The organism is Maribacter forsetii DSM 18668 (assembly GCF_000744105.1).
GTDB classification, from domain to species: domain Bacteria; phylum Bacteroidota; class Bacteroidia; order Flavobacteriales; family Flavobacteriaceae; genus Maribacter; species Maribacter forsetii.
This window is the reverse complement of record NZ_JQLH01000001.1, coordinates 3,511,031-3,526,940: the sequence shown is the minus strand read 5'-3', so window position 1 is coordinate 3,526,940 and position 15,910 is coordinate 3,511,031. Positions and strand designations below refer to the sequence as shown.

The following is a 15,910-nucleotide window of genomic DNA, read 5'->3' as shown; positions in this document are numbered from 1 at the left end:
TTAAAAATAATTGATGGGATTTGTTATACTTTCCGATAAATGGATTGCAAAATTAGGAATTTTTTTCGTAAGATAATCAACTAAAAGGTTTTTTGTAAACTGCTCAGTTTCAAAGTGTCCTATATCTGCCAAAACTATTTGGTTTTCAGCCTCGTAAAATTGGTGATATTTAAGGTCTGCAGTAACAAATACGTCTGCTCCGGCCGCTTTGGCAGCACTAATGGCAAAAGAACCACTTCCTCCCAGTACTGCTACTTTTTTAATCGGTTTATTTAAAAAATTGGAATGACGTACCAATTTGGCGTTCATTTTAAGTTTTAAATGTTCAAGAAATTCGGTTTCCGTAACCTCTTTCTTCAATTCACCTATCATGCCCATACCAATATGTTGGTTGGTGTTTTCTATAGTTTGTATGTCATAAGCCACCTCTTCGTACGGGTGAGATGATAATAATGCTTTGATGACAGCAGATTCTTCATTCTTGCCAAAAACACACGTAAACATTATTTCACTTTCAGTATGCGTGGTACCAATACTTCCTTTTGTTGGGTTGGCACCTTCATTTGCTTTATAAGTACCATTACCTTCAATAGTGAAACTACAGTCAGAATAGTTTCCTATGTTACCTGCACCAGCTTTGAACAGGGCATTTTTTACCTCTTCTAAATTATCTTTAGGGATATAGGTGGTCAATTTTTTAATCGTATTGTTTTGAGGAAGTAGTATTTTGGTATTAGAAAGTCCAAGTACTTCGCAAATTTTTGCGTTTACGCCTTCTTTTGCATTGTCAAGTGCCGTGTGGTTAGAATAGATGGCAATATCGTTTTTGATTGCTTTGATAACTACACGCTCCACGTAATTTTTCCCCGTTATTTTCTTCAACCCACCAAAAATAATTGGGTGAAAGCTAACGATCATGTTACACTTTTTAGCAATGGCTTCTTCTACCACATTTTCTAAAGTGTCTAATGTAACTAATACTCCGCTTACTTCATTGGAAGCGTTGCCAACTAGTAAACCTACGTTGTCAAAATCTTCGGCATAAGTTAGTGGGGCAAATTCTTCTAATATTAGGGTGATGTCTTTTACGGTCATTTTATAAGAAAATAAGATATTCAAAGATAAATTATTATAATTTCGTTCTAATGCAGGTGTTACGAAAACTTCTTTTTCCTATTTCATTAATTTACGGACTGATTGTCTTTCTTAGAAATCGCTTGTATGATATGGGTATTTTCTCTTCTCGATCATTTGCCGTAAAAACTATTTGTGTAGGTAACCTAAGTGTTGGTGGTACGGGTAAGACACCAATGATCGAGCTATTGATACGGGAGCTTTCTGAGAATTATAATGTAGCTATTTTAAGTAGAGGCTATAAAAGGAAGTCAGAAGGTTTTTTGCTATCAAATGAACAAACCACTGTTGAAGAAATGGGTGATGAACCATTTCAGATAAAAAGCAAATTCCCTAAAATTACTGTTGCCGTTGATGAGGATAGAAGAAACGGAATCAGTCAGTTGGAAAAATTGATTAGTCCAGATGTTATTCTGCTAGATGATGCTTTTCAACATAGAAAAGTAAAAGCTGGGTATTCAATTTTGTTGACTTCCTATGATAATATATATACTAAAGATTGGTATCTGCCTACGGGAGATTTAAGAGATTCTAAAAGAGAGGCGGGTAGGGCAGATTTAATTGTAGTGACTAAATGCCCTGCTAACTTGTCGCCATCAGAAAAAAACAAGATTAAGGAAAGTATACATCCTAAACCCCATCAAAAAGTATTGTTCAGTTATTTGTCTTATAATAAAGAACTAAAGGGTGATATCTTGACTTTAGATACGCTGAAAGGAAAAAATGTGACTTTGGTAACCGGTATTGCCAATCCTGCTCCGTTAGTAAAATTTTTAAATTCGGAAGGAATTACGTTTGAGCATTTAAAATACAAGGATCACCATTTCTTTACTGATCAAGAAATTGATGTTTTAAAAGAAAAAGAATGTATTCTTACTACAGAAAAGGATTTTGTACGTCTAGAAACTAAGCTAGCGAACTTAAGTTATATAGAAGTAAAACATGAGTTTTTTGATAATACCCGCGAACTCATGAAGAAGGAATTATTAAAATTTATGACAACGATTTCTTAGCTCTTTTATCAAAAATATTCTCACCTATCTTTTGGTAAAAAACATCTGGTTTAAAAGGTTTAGTAACCACATCATCACAACCTGCGGCATAAAAACTTTCTAAGCTATCATCTAAAGAAATAGCCGTTAATGCAATTATAGGTGTGTCTTGATTGAACTTTCTAATTTGTATTGTAGCTTCTTCACCACTAATACCTGGCATATGAATATCCATCAGTATGGCATCGTATACATTTTCTTGAGCGGCTGTTACTGCCTCATGACCGTTATTGGCTATGTCGCTGGTCATATCTCGCTTAGAGAGCATTTTTTTGGTGATGACTTGGTTAATTTTATTGTCTTCAACAATTAACAAGTGTAGTCCTTTAAAGTCGTAATCTTTAGGCGTAATTTCAAATGATACATCTTCTGATTCACTTTCAAGACTCTTCATTTTAACTTCAAAGAAGAAAGAGCTTCCCTCGCCCAATTCACTCTCAAGCTCAATTTTACTTTCAAATAAGCTCAATAAACTTTTAACAATAGTAAGACCTAAACCGGTACCACCATACTCTCTGTTTATTTGAATGGAACCTTGTTCAAAACCTTCAAAAATACTTTTTTGCTTCTCTTTTGAGATACCGATACCATTATCCTTAACTTCAAAATAGATGGTGATATCATCTTCAACTTTGTTCAATAATTTTGCAATCACCTTTACCTGGCCGCCTTTGGTAAATTTGATAGAATTACCAATTAAGTTCATGAAAATTTGAGAGAGCTTTAATGGATCGCTCAATAAGCTATTTGGTATATCTGAATCGTATTCTAGAATCAGGTTTGTTTTATTGGACTTAGCACTTTGACCAAGAGAATTGATAACTTCATTAATGACCTTATTAAGGTTGAACTCCATATTAAGGGGTTCTAATTTATTCGCATCAATTTTGTTGATGTGTAGAATGTCATTAATAAAATTAAGAAGATAGTCACCAGAGAATTTTAATGCCTTTAAATGTTCTTTTTGGTGCTCTTCTGGGTTTTCCTCTAGCAGTAGATGGGTAAGTCCGGTTACCGCATATAGCGGAGTTCTAAGTTCATGACTTACCGTAGATAGAAAGTTTGTTTTTGCTTCCATTGCCTGTACGGCACCATCACGAGCAATTTGTAGCTCTTTGTTCTTGGTCTGTAAAAGATCGTTGGTTTTTAATTTTATCTGATTATTTCTATATAATGTAACCGCTAGTAATGAAATGATAATTAAAAATGCAGAGGTTAAAATTGCCGTAAGTTCAGACCTGTTTTGAGATTCTGTAAGTTCTTCTATTTTCTTTTCTTGGCGTGCAATCTCTTCCGTTTTATAATCATCTCTTATCTTATCAGCTGTTTTGGCTTCAATAATATTTTTATCAATATTAAATATAGAATCTTTTAATTGTACCAGGTTTTGGGTATTTACAAGAGACTTTTGGTATAAACCCAGTCTTTCATAAACAGAAGATAACAAGGTGTTTGAGTTTTTGATGTCTTCTAAAAATCCATTATCAAGAGCTAGGGTCAATGCATTTTCCCCATTTTTAGCAGCTTCGGATAAATTATCGATTTTTAAATTTAATTCAGCAAGTGTTAAGTAGGCTTGTGTTGTCAGGTATTCCTTTTCGTAAAGATCAGTATTTACAATAAGTGAATTCAAATTTTTTGTAGCACTGTCATATTTCTCTAAACTGAGATATACTTTAGCTTCTGTCAATAATAAGTTATTGTAAAAATTACGGTCGTTATTCAGTTGTTTAGCTTCGTTAAGCATAAACAGAGCTTGAAAGTTTCTGTTACTTCTATGTAAAAGAATAGCCTCTATATATTTATGCATACCATCACCGTAAGGATATTCAATGTCTTTTAACAGAACACTTGCGCGATCCCAATAAAATTCAGTGTCACCTTCCTTATCTATTTTTAAATAAAGTAATGCTAGTTCATGAAGGCTATCTATGAGACCTTTTACATCTTCGCTTTTTTCGGCTTCATTTGCTGCTGTATTCAGTGTTTCTAAGGCAAGGTCAATTTTATCTTGATTTCTGAATTTTCTTGCTTGATCAAAATATGGCTGTATATCTTTCTGTGGAACCGGGTTTTGTGAGTATAGGGCAGTGGTAGCCGCCAAAATTAGAATGGGGACTAGTAAAAATTTAAGCGTTTTATTTAAAAATAAAATCTTCAAATATAATTTTTAGTACTTATAAAATTAATCAAATCAATGATCCTACTGCTATAACCGGTTTCGTTATCATACCAGCCAATAATTTTAACCATTTTTCCTATTACGGAGGTCATCAAAGAATCAAACGTACAAGAATAACAACTATTGTTTATATCAATGGAAACTATTGGGTCGTTAGTATAATGTACTATCTTTTTAAACTGGTTTTTAGACGCTTTTTCAAAAGTAGAGTTTATTTCCTCAATACTTGTTTCCCTTTTTACATTGAGCGTAATGTCTGTTAATGAGCCGTTTGGTACAGGGACTCTAATGCCACAACCACCAATGGTATCTGCTAATTCAGGAAATATTTTGGTCAATGCTTTTGCTGCCCCAGTTGTAGTAGGTACTATAGATTGTGATGCTGCCCGTGCCCTTCTTAAATCTCTATGCGGTTGGTCATGCAAACTTTGATCTGTAGTATACGAGTGTATCGTTGTAATATACGCCTGCTCAATACCACATAGGTCATTGACTATTTTTATCATTGGTGCAGCATTGTTCGTAGTACATGATGCGTTGGATATAATATCGTCAGATGTGGTCAAGGTATTTTCATTAATGCCAAAGACAATAATTTTAATATCATCTTCTGTAGGCGGTACGGACAAAATGACTTTTTTGGCCCCATTTTTAAGATGAAAGGATAATGTTTCTCGGTCCTTAAATTTACCGGTACATTCTACAACTAGGTCAACTGCCGTAGATGACCAATTTATTTTAGACGGATGCGATTCGTTATAAAGTGCTATGGCTCTATCATTAACGATAATGTGCTTATCGTCATGAGAGATGTTGAGCGGAGAAGTACCGTGAATACTATCATATTTTAACAGATGCGAAAGAGTATGGGTGTCTGCCAAATCATTAATGGCAACCACATTTAAATTTTCATGTGCTTGCATTAGGCGAAATAGGGTTCTGCCTATTCTTCCAAAACCATTAATGCCTATGTTTAGTTTTTGCATTGGTTACCGATGAATGTGTTCAGTTAATACAGATAATTCCAATTAAATTAGAACTATCAAATTATATTAGCGTTGTAGCTAAGAAGTATGTTCTTGAGATTTTATAGAATATGCTTGTGTGCTTTATAAGAAGATCTTACCAAGGCACCACTTTCAACATGTCTAAAGCCCATTTCAAGACCTATATCTTCATATTTCTTAAACTGCTCAGGAGTAATAAACTCTTTAACAGGAAGATGTTTTTTTGACGGTTGTAAGTACTGTCCTATAGTAACAACATCAACATCTGCATTACGCAAATCTGCTAATGTGGTAATTACTTCATCTTCATGTTCACCAAGACCTAACATAATACCAGATTTGGTTCTGTTGATACCTTGTTTTTTCAAATAGTTCAAGGCTTCAAGGCTACGTTCGTATTTTGCTTGTATACGCACTTCTCTAGTTAGTCTCTTAACAGTTTCCATGTTGTGAGAAACAACTTCAGGAGAAACAGCAACAATTCTATCTAAATGCTTTTCTATACCTTGAAAATCGGGAATTAAAGTCTCTAAAGTAGTAGTTGGGTTCATTCTGCGTATGGCCTTTACGGTTTCTGCCCAAATGATAGACCCCATATCTTTAAGGTCATCTCTATCTACAGAAGTAATAACAGCATGTTTAATACCCATAATTTTTATGGATCTAGCTACTTTTTCAGGTTCTGCCCAGTCAACGTTCTCTGGTCTTCCGGTTTTAACGCCGCAAAAACCACATGATCTGGTGCATACATTACCTAATATCATAAAAGTTGCTGTACCTTCTCCCCAGCATTCTCCCATATTAGGGCAACTTCCGCTGGTACAAATAGTATGTAAGTCATACTTATCTACCAAACCCCTAAGCTGAGTGTATTTTTTACCCGTAGGTAATTTTACCCTTAGCCATTTCGGTTTACCTTTTGGTGGAGCAACATTTTCTTTTAAAACTGTAGACATGCTTTCAATTTTATTACAAATATACGAACTAATAAAGTGTGGGTAAAGTAGAATTACATCCTACACAAATGAGTTCTAAATTATGAGAAATTTACTATTGGTTTGTTGATTACTTTCGTTCCTTGATAATTTCTGAAAGTAATTTTTTAGCCCTTAGAAGTTTTACTTTTACACTGTTTATGGGCTCGTTTAATTGTGTGGCAATATCAGCATAACTTAACTCATTAAAATACCTTAGGTTGATGACTGCTTGGTAGTGGGGCTTTAGTTTTTTAATATCCCTGAGTAAATCTGCTAAATTCTGTTCTTGAATCAATTGATCTTCCATAGAAGGCGTAGCGTCTAAAGCGCTGGTAATAGCATCAGAATTACTTCTAGAATCTAACAAATTCTTTTTTCGCTTTCTAACCAGATCAATATGTATATTCTTTGAAATGGCTATTAGCCAAGTTTTAAATACATAAGAATCGTTATAGGTATTTATCTTATCGAACGCCTTTGAAAATGTCTGAATGGTTATATCTTCAGAATCGTTTTCATTTTCCGTACGCTTTAATTGAAATCCATAAACATCGTTCCAAAACATATCTAACAAACGACTAAAGGCAATCTGTTTGCCTTGCTTCGCTTTAATGATTGTTTCTTCTAAAGTGTCTATGTTGTTCAAATATTAATTTTGGTAAGCGTATGTTTTTGATTAAGTACTAAACTTATTCGGAGATTAAATCTTTTTTGCAATCTTGTTCGTTTGGCATTTTACCGCACATACCACAAGCTTGTCCGTCTTGATTTAAAAAAGGACTTTGGCTTGCGCAAGTTCCTGCAAATTCCCCATCTTTTTTAGACCATATTTTAATTGCAATACCTGCAAAAGCCAATGCTAACAACCCAATGGTCAATAATACTAGTTTCATATGCTAAATTTTAAACAAAGATAAAAAATAAAGCCCCAAAAATGGGGCTTTAAGAATACTTTATGTGTGAAAGCTTAGTATGCTATATTCGCAACTATATTTTCTACGTTAGGGGCGTGGTTACCTCCCTTTTGTTCAATTGTAATATAACCAACGGCATTTTCAGCGTATGGTAATGCTAGCAGCTTTTGCTGGTCGCCAGCTTCTTCAATAATACCTAGGTTTATCATTTTACCGTTAACCTCTGCCCACATTTGAAAACATTGGCTTTCTGGAATATGCGGTAATTTGCTTACATTGATATATGATAATTTCTTAACTGGATTTATATAGGCCACAGCTTTTAAATCTTTTGCTTTCTGGTTCCCCTTAACATTATACTTTTTAGTTTGTGGGTTGTTTAGAACAATGAACTGATTACGTACATCTTCTAACTGCTCTTTCATGTTTTCCTCAAGCAATTTTATTTTATTGCTAACAACGCTGTTCTCTTCTTGTAAACTCTGGTTTTGGTTCCAGAAAAAAGTAGAGATACCTATGAACATGATAGCGGTAATACTTGCTGCAATAGCATAACTATAGAATCTTTTTCTGCCCTTACGTTCAGCTTTTATTCTAGAGTTGATTTTATCCTTTAAACCTTGTGGTGCTTCAATAGCATGAAGTTTAGCGAAGATTTCAAGATTATCCTGTAATTCGCTGTATGTTTCCCTTACCTCTGGGTACATGGCAATATAGCGCTCTACCTGAAGGCTTTCCAACTCGGTAGTTGTTCCCAAAAGATACTTTTCTAATAAATCAGAATCAAGGAAAATTCTTATTTTGTCTTTCATAATACGAAATTTAATAACATGGCAACTACGGCTGGGCCATAGATTTTGCCTAATTCGCGTAATCCAATTTTAAGTCTAGACTTAATAGTTCCTAAAGGTATATCCAACTCATCACTTGCTTCTTGTTGGGTCATGCCTTGAAAGAAAAGAGCTTCTAGAACAATTTGATATTTATCTTCAATTTTGTCTAGATGTTCTCTTACATCCATTAACTCTGGCCTTGTACTTTCCACGCCTAAAGTATATACGTCAGAAACGTCTATTTGGATTTCTTTATCGGATTTTGTGTTGACACTTCTTAATTTGTCAATGGCAGTGTTACGTGTAATTCTAAAAAGCCAAGTAAACAGTTTCGCTTTTTTAGGGTCATAAGAGTCTGCTTTTTTCCAAATCTTCACAAAAGATTCTTGAACAACATCTTGTGCTAGATCAGGATCACGCACTACCTTATTTGCCACACCTAATAGGGTGTCGGCATAATTATCATACAAGAGAGAAATCGCTTTTTCGTTTCTTTCCTGTAGTAATTCAACAATATGGTTTTCTAATAGAGTGCTCATAATTTAAAAGATGTACATATTTTTTTTTATGATGGACATCCAAATGCTAACATTGAACCGTATATGATTAAACGCTAAATTATAAAATTGATTGTTAAGGAAGCGTTTTCTAAAAATATATATTGAATAAGTGGTCAGCTGGTAACTGCCCACTTTGTTTTTGGTTGGTTTGGTTTGGTAATAACCCCTGTAATTTTTACAGGGGTTATTTTATTAAATTAACCTCAGGACTTATTTCAATATGGAACTTTGTTTTTACGGTATCAATAATTTTTGTCGCTAAGTTTAAAATATCTTTACCTGTTGCTTTATCGTAGTTTACAAGAACCAAGGCTTGATTTTTATGAACACCTGCATCACCAAAACGTTTTCCTTTAAATCCGCATTGCTCAATTAGCCAACCTGCCGGAATTTTATAAAATTCATCTGATACTTTATAAAAAGGAGCTTCAGGGTTTTTACGCGTAAATTCTTCAAATATTTCTTTATCAACTATCGGGTTTTTAAAAAAGCTACCACTATTACCTAATTCTTTTGGGTCTGGCAACTTACTTTGGCGAATTGCTATAACGGCATTGGAAATATCTTTTATGGTAGGGTTGGTTATCGCTTCTTTTTCTAATTGTTGTTCAATTGCTCCGTAGCCAGAGTTAATTTTGTGGTCTTTTTTGGTGAAAGAAAAAGTTACCGACGTAATTACAAATTGATCTTTTCCTTCATTTTTAAAAAATGAATCTCTGTAGCCAAATTTACATTCCTCTTTGGTTAAGGTAATTAATTCTTGGTCTTCTATTCTAATAGCTTCACAACTAACAAAACAATCTTTTAACTCTATACCATATGCGCCAATATTTTGAATAGGTGCGGTACCGGTATTTCCAGGTATTAAGGACATGTTCTCCAATCCTCCAAAATTATTCTCAAGGGTCCACATGACCATATCATGCCAGTTTTCGCCTGCCATCACCTTCACTTGTGCGCTGTTTGCAGATTCTGATACAATTTTCTTTCCCTTTAAATCTACATGAATAAACAATGCTTCAATATAATCTGAAAGCAACATATTACTACCGCCACCTATAATGATTTTTCTGTCATAATCATGGTTGCCAAGAATATCCTGTAATTCTTCAATAGACGTAACTTCAACAAAGAATCTTGCTGTAGCATCAATACCAAAAGTATTATAGTTTTTTAGGGAAAAGTGTTCATGTACGATCATTAACCTTTGTAACTTTTAAGTGCTTCTTTTAAAATTTGAACAGCTCTTTTTAAACTATCTTGGTCAAGAACATATGCAATTCTAATTTGATTTTTACCTAGTCCTTCTGTAGCGTAAAACCCTGCTGCGGGTGCTACCATAACAGTTTCGTTGTCTATGTTAAATTCCTCTAGCAACCATTGAGCAAAGTGATCGGCATCTTTAATAGGTAGTTCTGCTATACAGTAAAAAGCACCTTGCGGTTTAGCAATTTTAATACCTTCAATTTTTTCTAATTCCGCAATAAGCAGATTCCTTCTTGCAACATATTCCGTCTTTACTTCAGCAAAATAGCTATTTGGTGTATCTAAAGCCGCTTCACTTGCAATTTGCGCATATGTAGGTGGTGATAGTCTAGCCTGTGCAAATTTCATTGCCGTTGCAATAAACTCTTTATTCTTTGATACCAAGTATCCAATTCTAGCACCACACATACTATATCTTTTAGAAACCGAATCAATGACAATAGCGTGTTCCTCCAATCCTTCTTCTTTTAAAATGGAAGCATGGGTTTTATTGTCATATGTGAATTCTCTATAAACTTCATCTGCTACCAGATAAATATTGTGTTTTTTAACTAGAGTAGCTAATTTTTGAATTTCTTCCTTGCTATATAAATATCCTGTAGGGTTACCAGGGTTACATATTAATATAGCCTTGGTTTTAGGTGTAATTAGTTTTTCGAAATCCTCAATAGGAGGTAGTGCAAAATTATCTTCTAATTTAGAAACTACAGGTACTACGGTTACGCCACATGCTGTTGCAAATCCGTTGTAATTCGCATAAAAAGGTTCAGGGATGATGATTTCATCATCTGTATCTGCAATGGTGTTCATTGCAAAAGACAATGCTTCTGATCCACCGGTAGTTACAATAATATCTGTAGCACTTACTTGAATGTCGTTTTTAAGGTAGTACTGCGCAATTTTGGTTCTAAAAGTCTCAGAACCTTCGGTACGGCTGTATTCCAATACATTTATATCATTATTTTTCACAGCGTCTAAAGCTTGCTGCGGAGTCTTAATATCTGGTTGCCCTATGTTCAAATGAATGACATTAACTCCTCTCTTTTTTGCATTTTCAGCAAACGGAACTAACTTTCTTATAGGTGATTGAGGCATGGTGAGCCCCTTATTTGATACAGATGGCATATTATTCGAATTTTTCACAAAAGTGATAAATGATTATGGTTCTTACAAAGTAATTAGGCTTTTATTTGGTTTTGCCTATCGTGTTAAAATTAGGTACTGTATCAAATTATTATGTATCTTAAAAAGGGTTAACTAATTCATATAGATTATGTTACGTAAATATAGAATACTATTGATTCTTTTGTCATGTTGTTTTTCCTTTTCAGGAATAGCACAAACCTATCAATTACCTGCCGGAAAGAAATTTCATAAAGTAAAGTTTCAATTGATTAATAATCTCATGGTCATACCTATTGATGTCAATGGCACGGAGTTATCTTTTGTGTTAGATTCTGGTGTTGGTACACCAATTTTATTCAATTTGGCGGATCAAGATTCTATTCAATTAAATAATGTAACCGAAATTACAATTAATGGGCTAGGGGAAGGGGACCCGATCAATGCATTAAAATCTACCGGAAATTTTGTGCAGTTAGGTAATGTCAAGAATACTTCCCAAAACATTTATGTAGTAATGGATGCTGGTGTTAACTTTTCGCCAAGCCTTGGTGTGCCTGTGCATGGTATAATTGGATATGATCTATTTAGAGATTTTGTAGTTGATATAAACTATGTAAAGCATACCATAAAATTTCATGACCCTGAACTTTATAGGTACAAAAAATCTAAGAACACTAGGGTTGTAGATATGTCTGTCATTAGAAAGAAGGCATATTTAGATGCATTTGTTATGATAAGTAAGGATGAGGAAATACCTGTAAAAATGTTATTGGATACGGGAAGTAGCGATGCAGTATGGCTATTTGAAGATGAAAGAATTCAATTGCCCGAAAAGCATTATCAAGATTTTTTAGGAAAAGGGTTGGCAGGTGATATTTTTGGGAAGCGAACAAAAATAAATCATTTAAAGATTGCAGATTTTGTACTGAGTGATGCAAAGGCGGCTTTTCCTGATATGGAGACGTTCACTACAATTTCAGATTTTGGAGGTAGAAACGGAAGCTTGGGCGGTGAGGTGATAAAACGTTTTAATGTGGTATTCGATTATAGAAATGAAAAATTGATAATGACCAAGAATGCCAATTTCGGTAAACTATTTCAATATAATATTAGCGGAATTGATTTGCAACATGCGGGTATGCGTTATGTTTCAGAACGAATTACCGATTCAAACGGTGTGCTAAATAGCAGTGCCAAAACCTATGGAAATGTACAAATTATACTTCAGGGTGCTACAAGGTTAAGTTTGGTGCCAGAGATTATAGTTTCGGGTATACGCCAGGGGAGTCCGGCACATTCGGCGGGCTTACGAGAAGGCGATGTCATTCTGGCAGTGAACGGTAAGCGAATCCATCGATATAAATTACAAGAGATTATGCATATGCTTAATTTTAAAAAGGACAAAAAAATTAAGGTTTTGGTAGAAAGGTATGACAGCGACCTGCTCTTTAGTTTTGTCTTAAAACCTTTATTTGACGAACAGTAAAGCATAAAAAAAGCCAAACTTTTCAGTTGGGCTTTGAATTTTTAAAAAGTTCTTTTATTTGGTACCAGTAGTAGCTTGAACTTCTCCTTTGATTTTTAAAACCTTAGTAGGAGTGTCAGCGTTAGAAATAACCGTAATTGCTTTACGGATAGGACCAACTCTATTGGTATCATATTTCACTTGAATTTCACCTGTTTTACCTGGTAAAATTGGATCTTCTGGTTTTTTTGGAATGGTACAACCACAACTAGAACTAACTTTACTCACTATAAGTGGTGCAGTTCCTGTGTTTGTAAATTCAAAAACTCTTACTCCGTCAGATCCTTTAGCGATTTCGCCGTAATCCACAGTTTCAGATTTAAACTCTATTTTGGCAGCTGCGTCCTGTGCAGTTAAACTAAAACCTAGTAAGCCAACAAATAATACAAGTACTATTTTTTTCATCATTTATAATTTTGGGTGGATGTCAAAATTAAATCTTTTCAGATCAACCTCAAAATCCTTTTGTTATACTCTAACGTTACTTATTTTTGTTTCGTATTTATCTTTGGGTGAAATTTAGCTGAAATGACCGTTAGAATGTCAGTTCGGCTTTAATTTTTAATAACCCAGTTTATTATTATTCAAAAACTGTTCCAAAAAATGGAAATTCCTTCAAAATATAATCCGCAGGCCACAGAATCACAATGGTATGATTACTGGATGAAAAACGGCTACTTTCACTCAGAACCAGATGAAAGAGAACCATATAGTATCGTTATACCACCACCAAACGTAACTGGTATTTTGCATATGGGGCATATGTTGAACAATACAATACAAGATGTACTCATAAGAAGAGCCCGTCTTTTAGGAAAAAATGCATGTTGGGTACCGGGAACGGATCATGCCTCTATTGCAACCGAGGCAAAGGTAGTTGCGAAATTAAAAGAGCAAGGCATCAATAAAAACGATCTTACCAGAGATGAGTTTTTAAAACATGCGTGGGATTGGACAAATGAATATGGCGGAATCATTTTAGAACAGTTGAAAAAACTGGGTTGTTCTTGTGATTGGGACCGTACTGCGTTCACCATGGATCAAGAGCGTTATGATAGTGTTATTAAGGTTTTTATTGATCTCTATAACAAAGGGCTAATATACCGTGGGTATAGAATGGTGAATTGGGATCCTGAAGCACAAACAACCTTGTCTGATGAAGAAGTTATCTATGAAGAAAAACAAGGTCTTTTATATTATTTGTCTTATGCCATAGAAGGGTCAGATGAGAAAGTAACCATTGCAACCACAAGACCGGAAACTATATTAGGAGATACCGCAATTTGCATTAATCCGAACGATGAGCGTTTTACACATCTAAAAGGTAAAAAAGTAATTGTTCCTATCTGTAATAGAGTAATTCCTATTATAGAAGATGAATATGTAGATGTGGAATTTGGTACAGGGTGTTTAAAAGTAACGCCTGCACATGATATCAACGATAAAGCATTAGGAGAAAAACATAACCTAGAAACTATCGATATTTTTAATGATAATGCAACCTTAAATAGTTTTGGATTGCATTATGAAGGTAAAGATCGTTTCGTAGTAAGAAAAGAGATTTCTAAAGAATTAGAAGATTTAGGTATTCTGGTTAAGACTGAGACCCATATTAATAAAGTAGGTACTTCAGAAAGAACCAAGGCTGTTATTGAACCTAAATTATCTGATCAATGGTTCCTGAAAATGGAAGATTTGGCAAAACCTGCTTTAGAAGCGGTGATGGAGAGTGGCGATGTAAAGTTGCATCCAAAGAAATTTGAAAACACATACCGTCATTGGATGGAAAATGTTCGTGATTGGAATATTTCTAGACAACTATGGTGGGGACAACAAATACCAGCATTTTATTTTGGTGACGGACAAGAAGATTTTGTTGTAGCGGCTAACATAGCAGATGCATTAAAACTTGCAAAAGATAAATCAGGTAATTCAGATTTAAAAGAAAGTGACTTAAGACAAGATGCCGATGTTTTAGATACGTGGTTTTCATCGTGGTTATGGCCAATGAGTGTATTTGGCGGTATTATGGAGCCAGATAATGAAGAGATAAACTATTACTACCCAACAAACGATTTAGTAACCGGACCGGATATTCTATTTTTCTGGGTAGCTAGAATGATTGTTGCAGGGTATGAGTTTAGAGGAGAGAAGCCTTTTGAAAATGTTTATTTCACCGGATTGGTAAGAGATAAGCAACGAAGAAAAATGTCAAAGTCATTGGGTAATTCACCAGATGCTTTAAAATTAATAGAGGATTATGGAGCTGACGGAGTTCGTGTAGGTCTTTTGTTAAGTTCAGCTGCAGGTAATGATTTAATGTTTGATGAAGATCTTTGTCAGCAAGGAAAAAACTTTGCTAATAAAATTTGGAACGGTTTCAGATTGGTGAAAGGATGGGAAATTGCAGATATTCCTCAACCAGAGGCTTCAAAACTTGGTTTAGAGTGGTATGAGTCAAAGTTGAATAAGACATTATTAGAGATTGAAGATCATTTTAGCAAGTTCCGTATTTCAGATGCTTTAATGTCAATATATAAGTTGGTTTGGGATGATTATAGTTCTTCTTTATTGGAGATTATTAAGCCTGCATATCAACAGCCTATTGATAGAACTACTTTTGATAAGGTAATAGAGTTGTTTGAGCAGAACCTTAAATTGTTGCATCCTTTTATGCCATTTTTGACCGAAGAAGTTTGGCAACATATTGCAAAAAGAGATGAAACTGAAGCTTTGGTCATATCAAAATGGCCAGCCGTTGGTAAAATTGATGAAGAGTTAATAGCTCAGTTCGATTTTGCTGCTGAGGTAATATCCGGTGTTAGAACTATAAGAAAGAATAAGAATATTCCAATGAAAGAATCATTGGAGCTATCAGTTCTAAATTCTGAAAATGCAAGTAACCGTTGGGATGTGGTAATTTCCAAACTTACCAATGTATCTGAAATCAGTTATTTAGATGAACAGTTAGAAGGTGCATTGACTTTTAGGGTAAAGAGTAACGAGTATTTTGTGCCTATGGAAGGTGCTATTGATATAGAGGCAGAAATCATTAAGATCAATGAAGAGCTAAAATATACTAAAGGCTTTTTAACATCAGTTCAAAAGAAACTTTCTAATGAACGATTTGTAAATAATGCTCCTGAAAAGGTCATAGCTATAGAACGCAAAAAATTGGCTGATGCCGAAGCTAAAATAGAAACATTGGAAAAAAGTTTAGCTAGTTTAGGCTAACATTTCATTCCGTAAATTACGAAAGCCTCATTCCTAAACAATTAGGAATGAGGCTTTTTCTATTGTTAAAAGTATTTAGGTAGTCATGATGTTTTCGTATT

14 protein-coding genes are annotated in these 15,910 nt (G+C 34.4%); 3 read left to right on the top strand and 11 right to left on the bottom strand.

Annotated features, from left to right (window positions below; translation table 11 throughout):
• Entirely contained in the window at positions 1–1,095 is a 1,095-nt protein-coding gene (locus tag P177_RS15055) for a Nif3-like dinuclear metal center hexameric protein (RefSeq protein WP_036156048.1), read from the bottom strand.
• A gap of 50 nt (positions 1,096–1,145) precedes the next feature.
• On the opposite strand from P177_RS15055, the gene lpxK reads away from it, so the two are divergent.
• A complete protein-coding gene (gene lpxK / locus P177_RS15050; protein ID WP_036156046.1) occupies positions 1,146–2,147 on the top strand; it encodes a tetraacyldisaccharide 4'-kinase in 1,002 nt (333 codons plus the stop codon).
• Here the strand turns inward: lpxK and P177_RS15045 are convergent.
• The 9 genes from P177_RS15045 to P177_RS15005 form a co-directional block, all read right to left on the bottom strand.
• Positions 2,128–4,347 (bottom strand): hybrid sensor histidine kinase/response regulator, encoded by a 2,220-nt coding sequence (locus tag P177_RS15045; protein ID WP_036156043.1) that lies wholly within the window; start codon positions 4,345–4,347, stop codon positions 2,128–2,130. The genes lpxK and P177_RS15045 overlap by 20 nt on opposite strands.
• Positions 4,344–5,354, bottom strand: a complete 1,011-nt coding sequence (gap, locus tag P177_RS15040; protein ID WP_036156042.1) for a type I glyceraldehyde-3-phosphate dehydrogenase — start codon at positions 5,352–5,354, stop codon at positions 4,344–4,346. Before gap ends, P177_RS15045 begins: the two co-directional genes overlap by 4 nt.
• Positions 5,355–5,455: 101 nt before the next feature.
• Positions 5,456–6,331 (bottom strand): lipoyl synthase, encoded by an 876-nt coding sequence (gene lipA / locus P177_RS15035; RefSeq protein WP_036156039.1) that lies wholly within the window; start codon positions 6,329–6,331, stop codon positions 5,456–5,458.
• 109 nt (positions 6,332–6,440) lie between these two features.
• Positions 6,441–6,998, bottom strand: coding sequence for an RNA polymerase sigma factor (locus tag P177_RS15030; RefSeq protein WP_036156037.1), 558 nt, complete (start codon positions 6,996–6,998; stop codon positions 6,441–6,443).
• Positions 6,999–7,041: 43 nt separating this feature from the next.
• On the bottom strand, positions 7,042–7,245 hold the full coding sequence (locus P177_RS15025) for a hypothetical protein (protein ID WP_036156035.1): 204 nt from the start codon (positions 7,243–7,245) through the stop codon (positions 7,042–7,044).
• A gap of 74 nt (positions 7,246–7,319) precedes the next feature.
• On the bottom strand, positions 7,320–8,078 hold the full coding sequence (locus P177_RS15020) for an anti-sigma factor domain-containing protein (RefSeq protein ID WP_036156033.1): 759 nt from the start codon (positions 8,076–8,078) through the stop codon (positions 7,320–7,322).
• Positions 8,075–8,638: an RNA polymerase sigma factor gene (locus P177_RS15015; RefSeq protein WP_036156031.1), complete on the bottom strand. Its 564-nt coding sequence runs from the start codon at positions 8,636–8,638 to the stop codon at positions 8,075–8,077. Before P177_RS15015 ends, P177_RS15020 begins: the two co-directional genes overlap by 4 nt.
• A gap of 205 nt (positions 8,639–8,843) precedes the next feature.
• Complete coding sequence (gene murB / locus P177_RS15010) at positions 8,844–9,860, bottom strand: UDP-N-acetylmuramate dehydrogenase (RefSeq protein ID WP_036156029.1); 1,017 nt, start codon at positions 9,858–9,860, stop codon at positions 8,844–8,846.
• On the bottom strand, positions 9,860–11,050 hold the full coding sequence (locus P177_RS15005) for a pyridoxal phosphate-dependent aminotransferase (RefSeq protein ID WP_036156027.1): 1,191 nt from the start codon (positions 11,048–11,050) through the stop codon (positions 9,860–9,862). The genes murB and P177_RS15005 overlap by 1 nt, the downstream gene beginning before the upstream one ends.
• A 148-nt stretch (positions 11,051–11,198) precedes the next feature.
• Here P177_RS15005 and P177_RS15000 point away from each other — a divergent pair, with 148 nt between their 5' ends.
• The gene (locus P177_RS15000; protein WP_036156025.1) at positions 11,199–12,536 is read left to right on the top strand and encodes an aspartyl protease family protein; all 1,338 of its coding nucleotides are present in this window, start codon (positions 11,199–11,201) and stop codon (positions 12,534–12,536) included.
• 54 nt (positions 12,537–12,590) lie between these two features.
• On the opposite strand, the gene P177_RS14995 is transcribed toward P177_RS15000, so the two are convergent.
• On the bottom strand, positions 12,591–12,983 hold the full coding sequence (locus P177_RS14995) for a DUF1573 domain-containing protein (protein ID WP_084135100.1): 393 nt from the start codon (positions 12,981–12,983) through the stop codon (positions 12,591–12,593).
• A gap of 195 nt (positions 12,984–13,178) precedes the next feature.
• Here P177_RS14995 and P177_RS14990 point away from each other — a divergent pair, with 195 nt between their 5' ends.
• Positions 13,179–15,809, top strand: coding sequence for a valine--tRNA ligase (locus P177_RS14990; RefSeq protein ID WP_036156023.1), 2,631 nt, complete (start codon positions 13,179–13,181; stop codon positions 15,807–15,809).
• Positions 15,810–15,910: the final 101 nt, after the last annotated feature.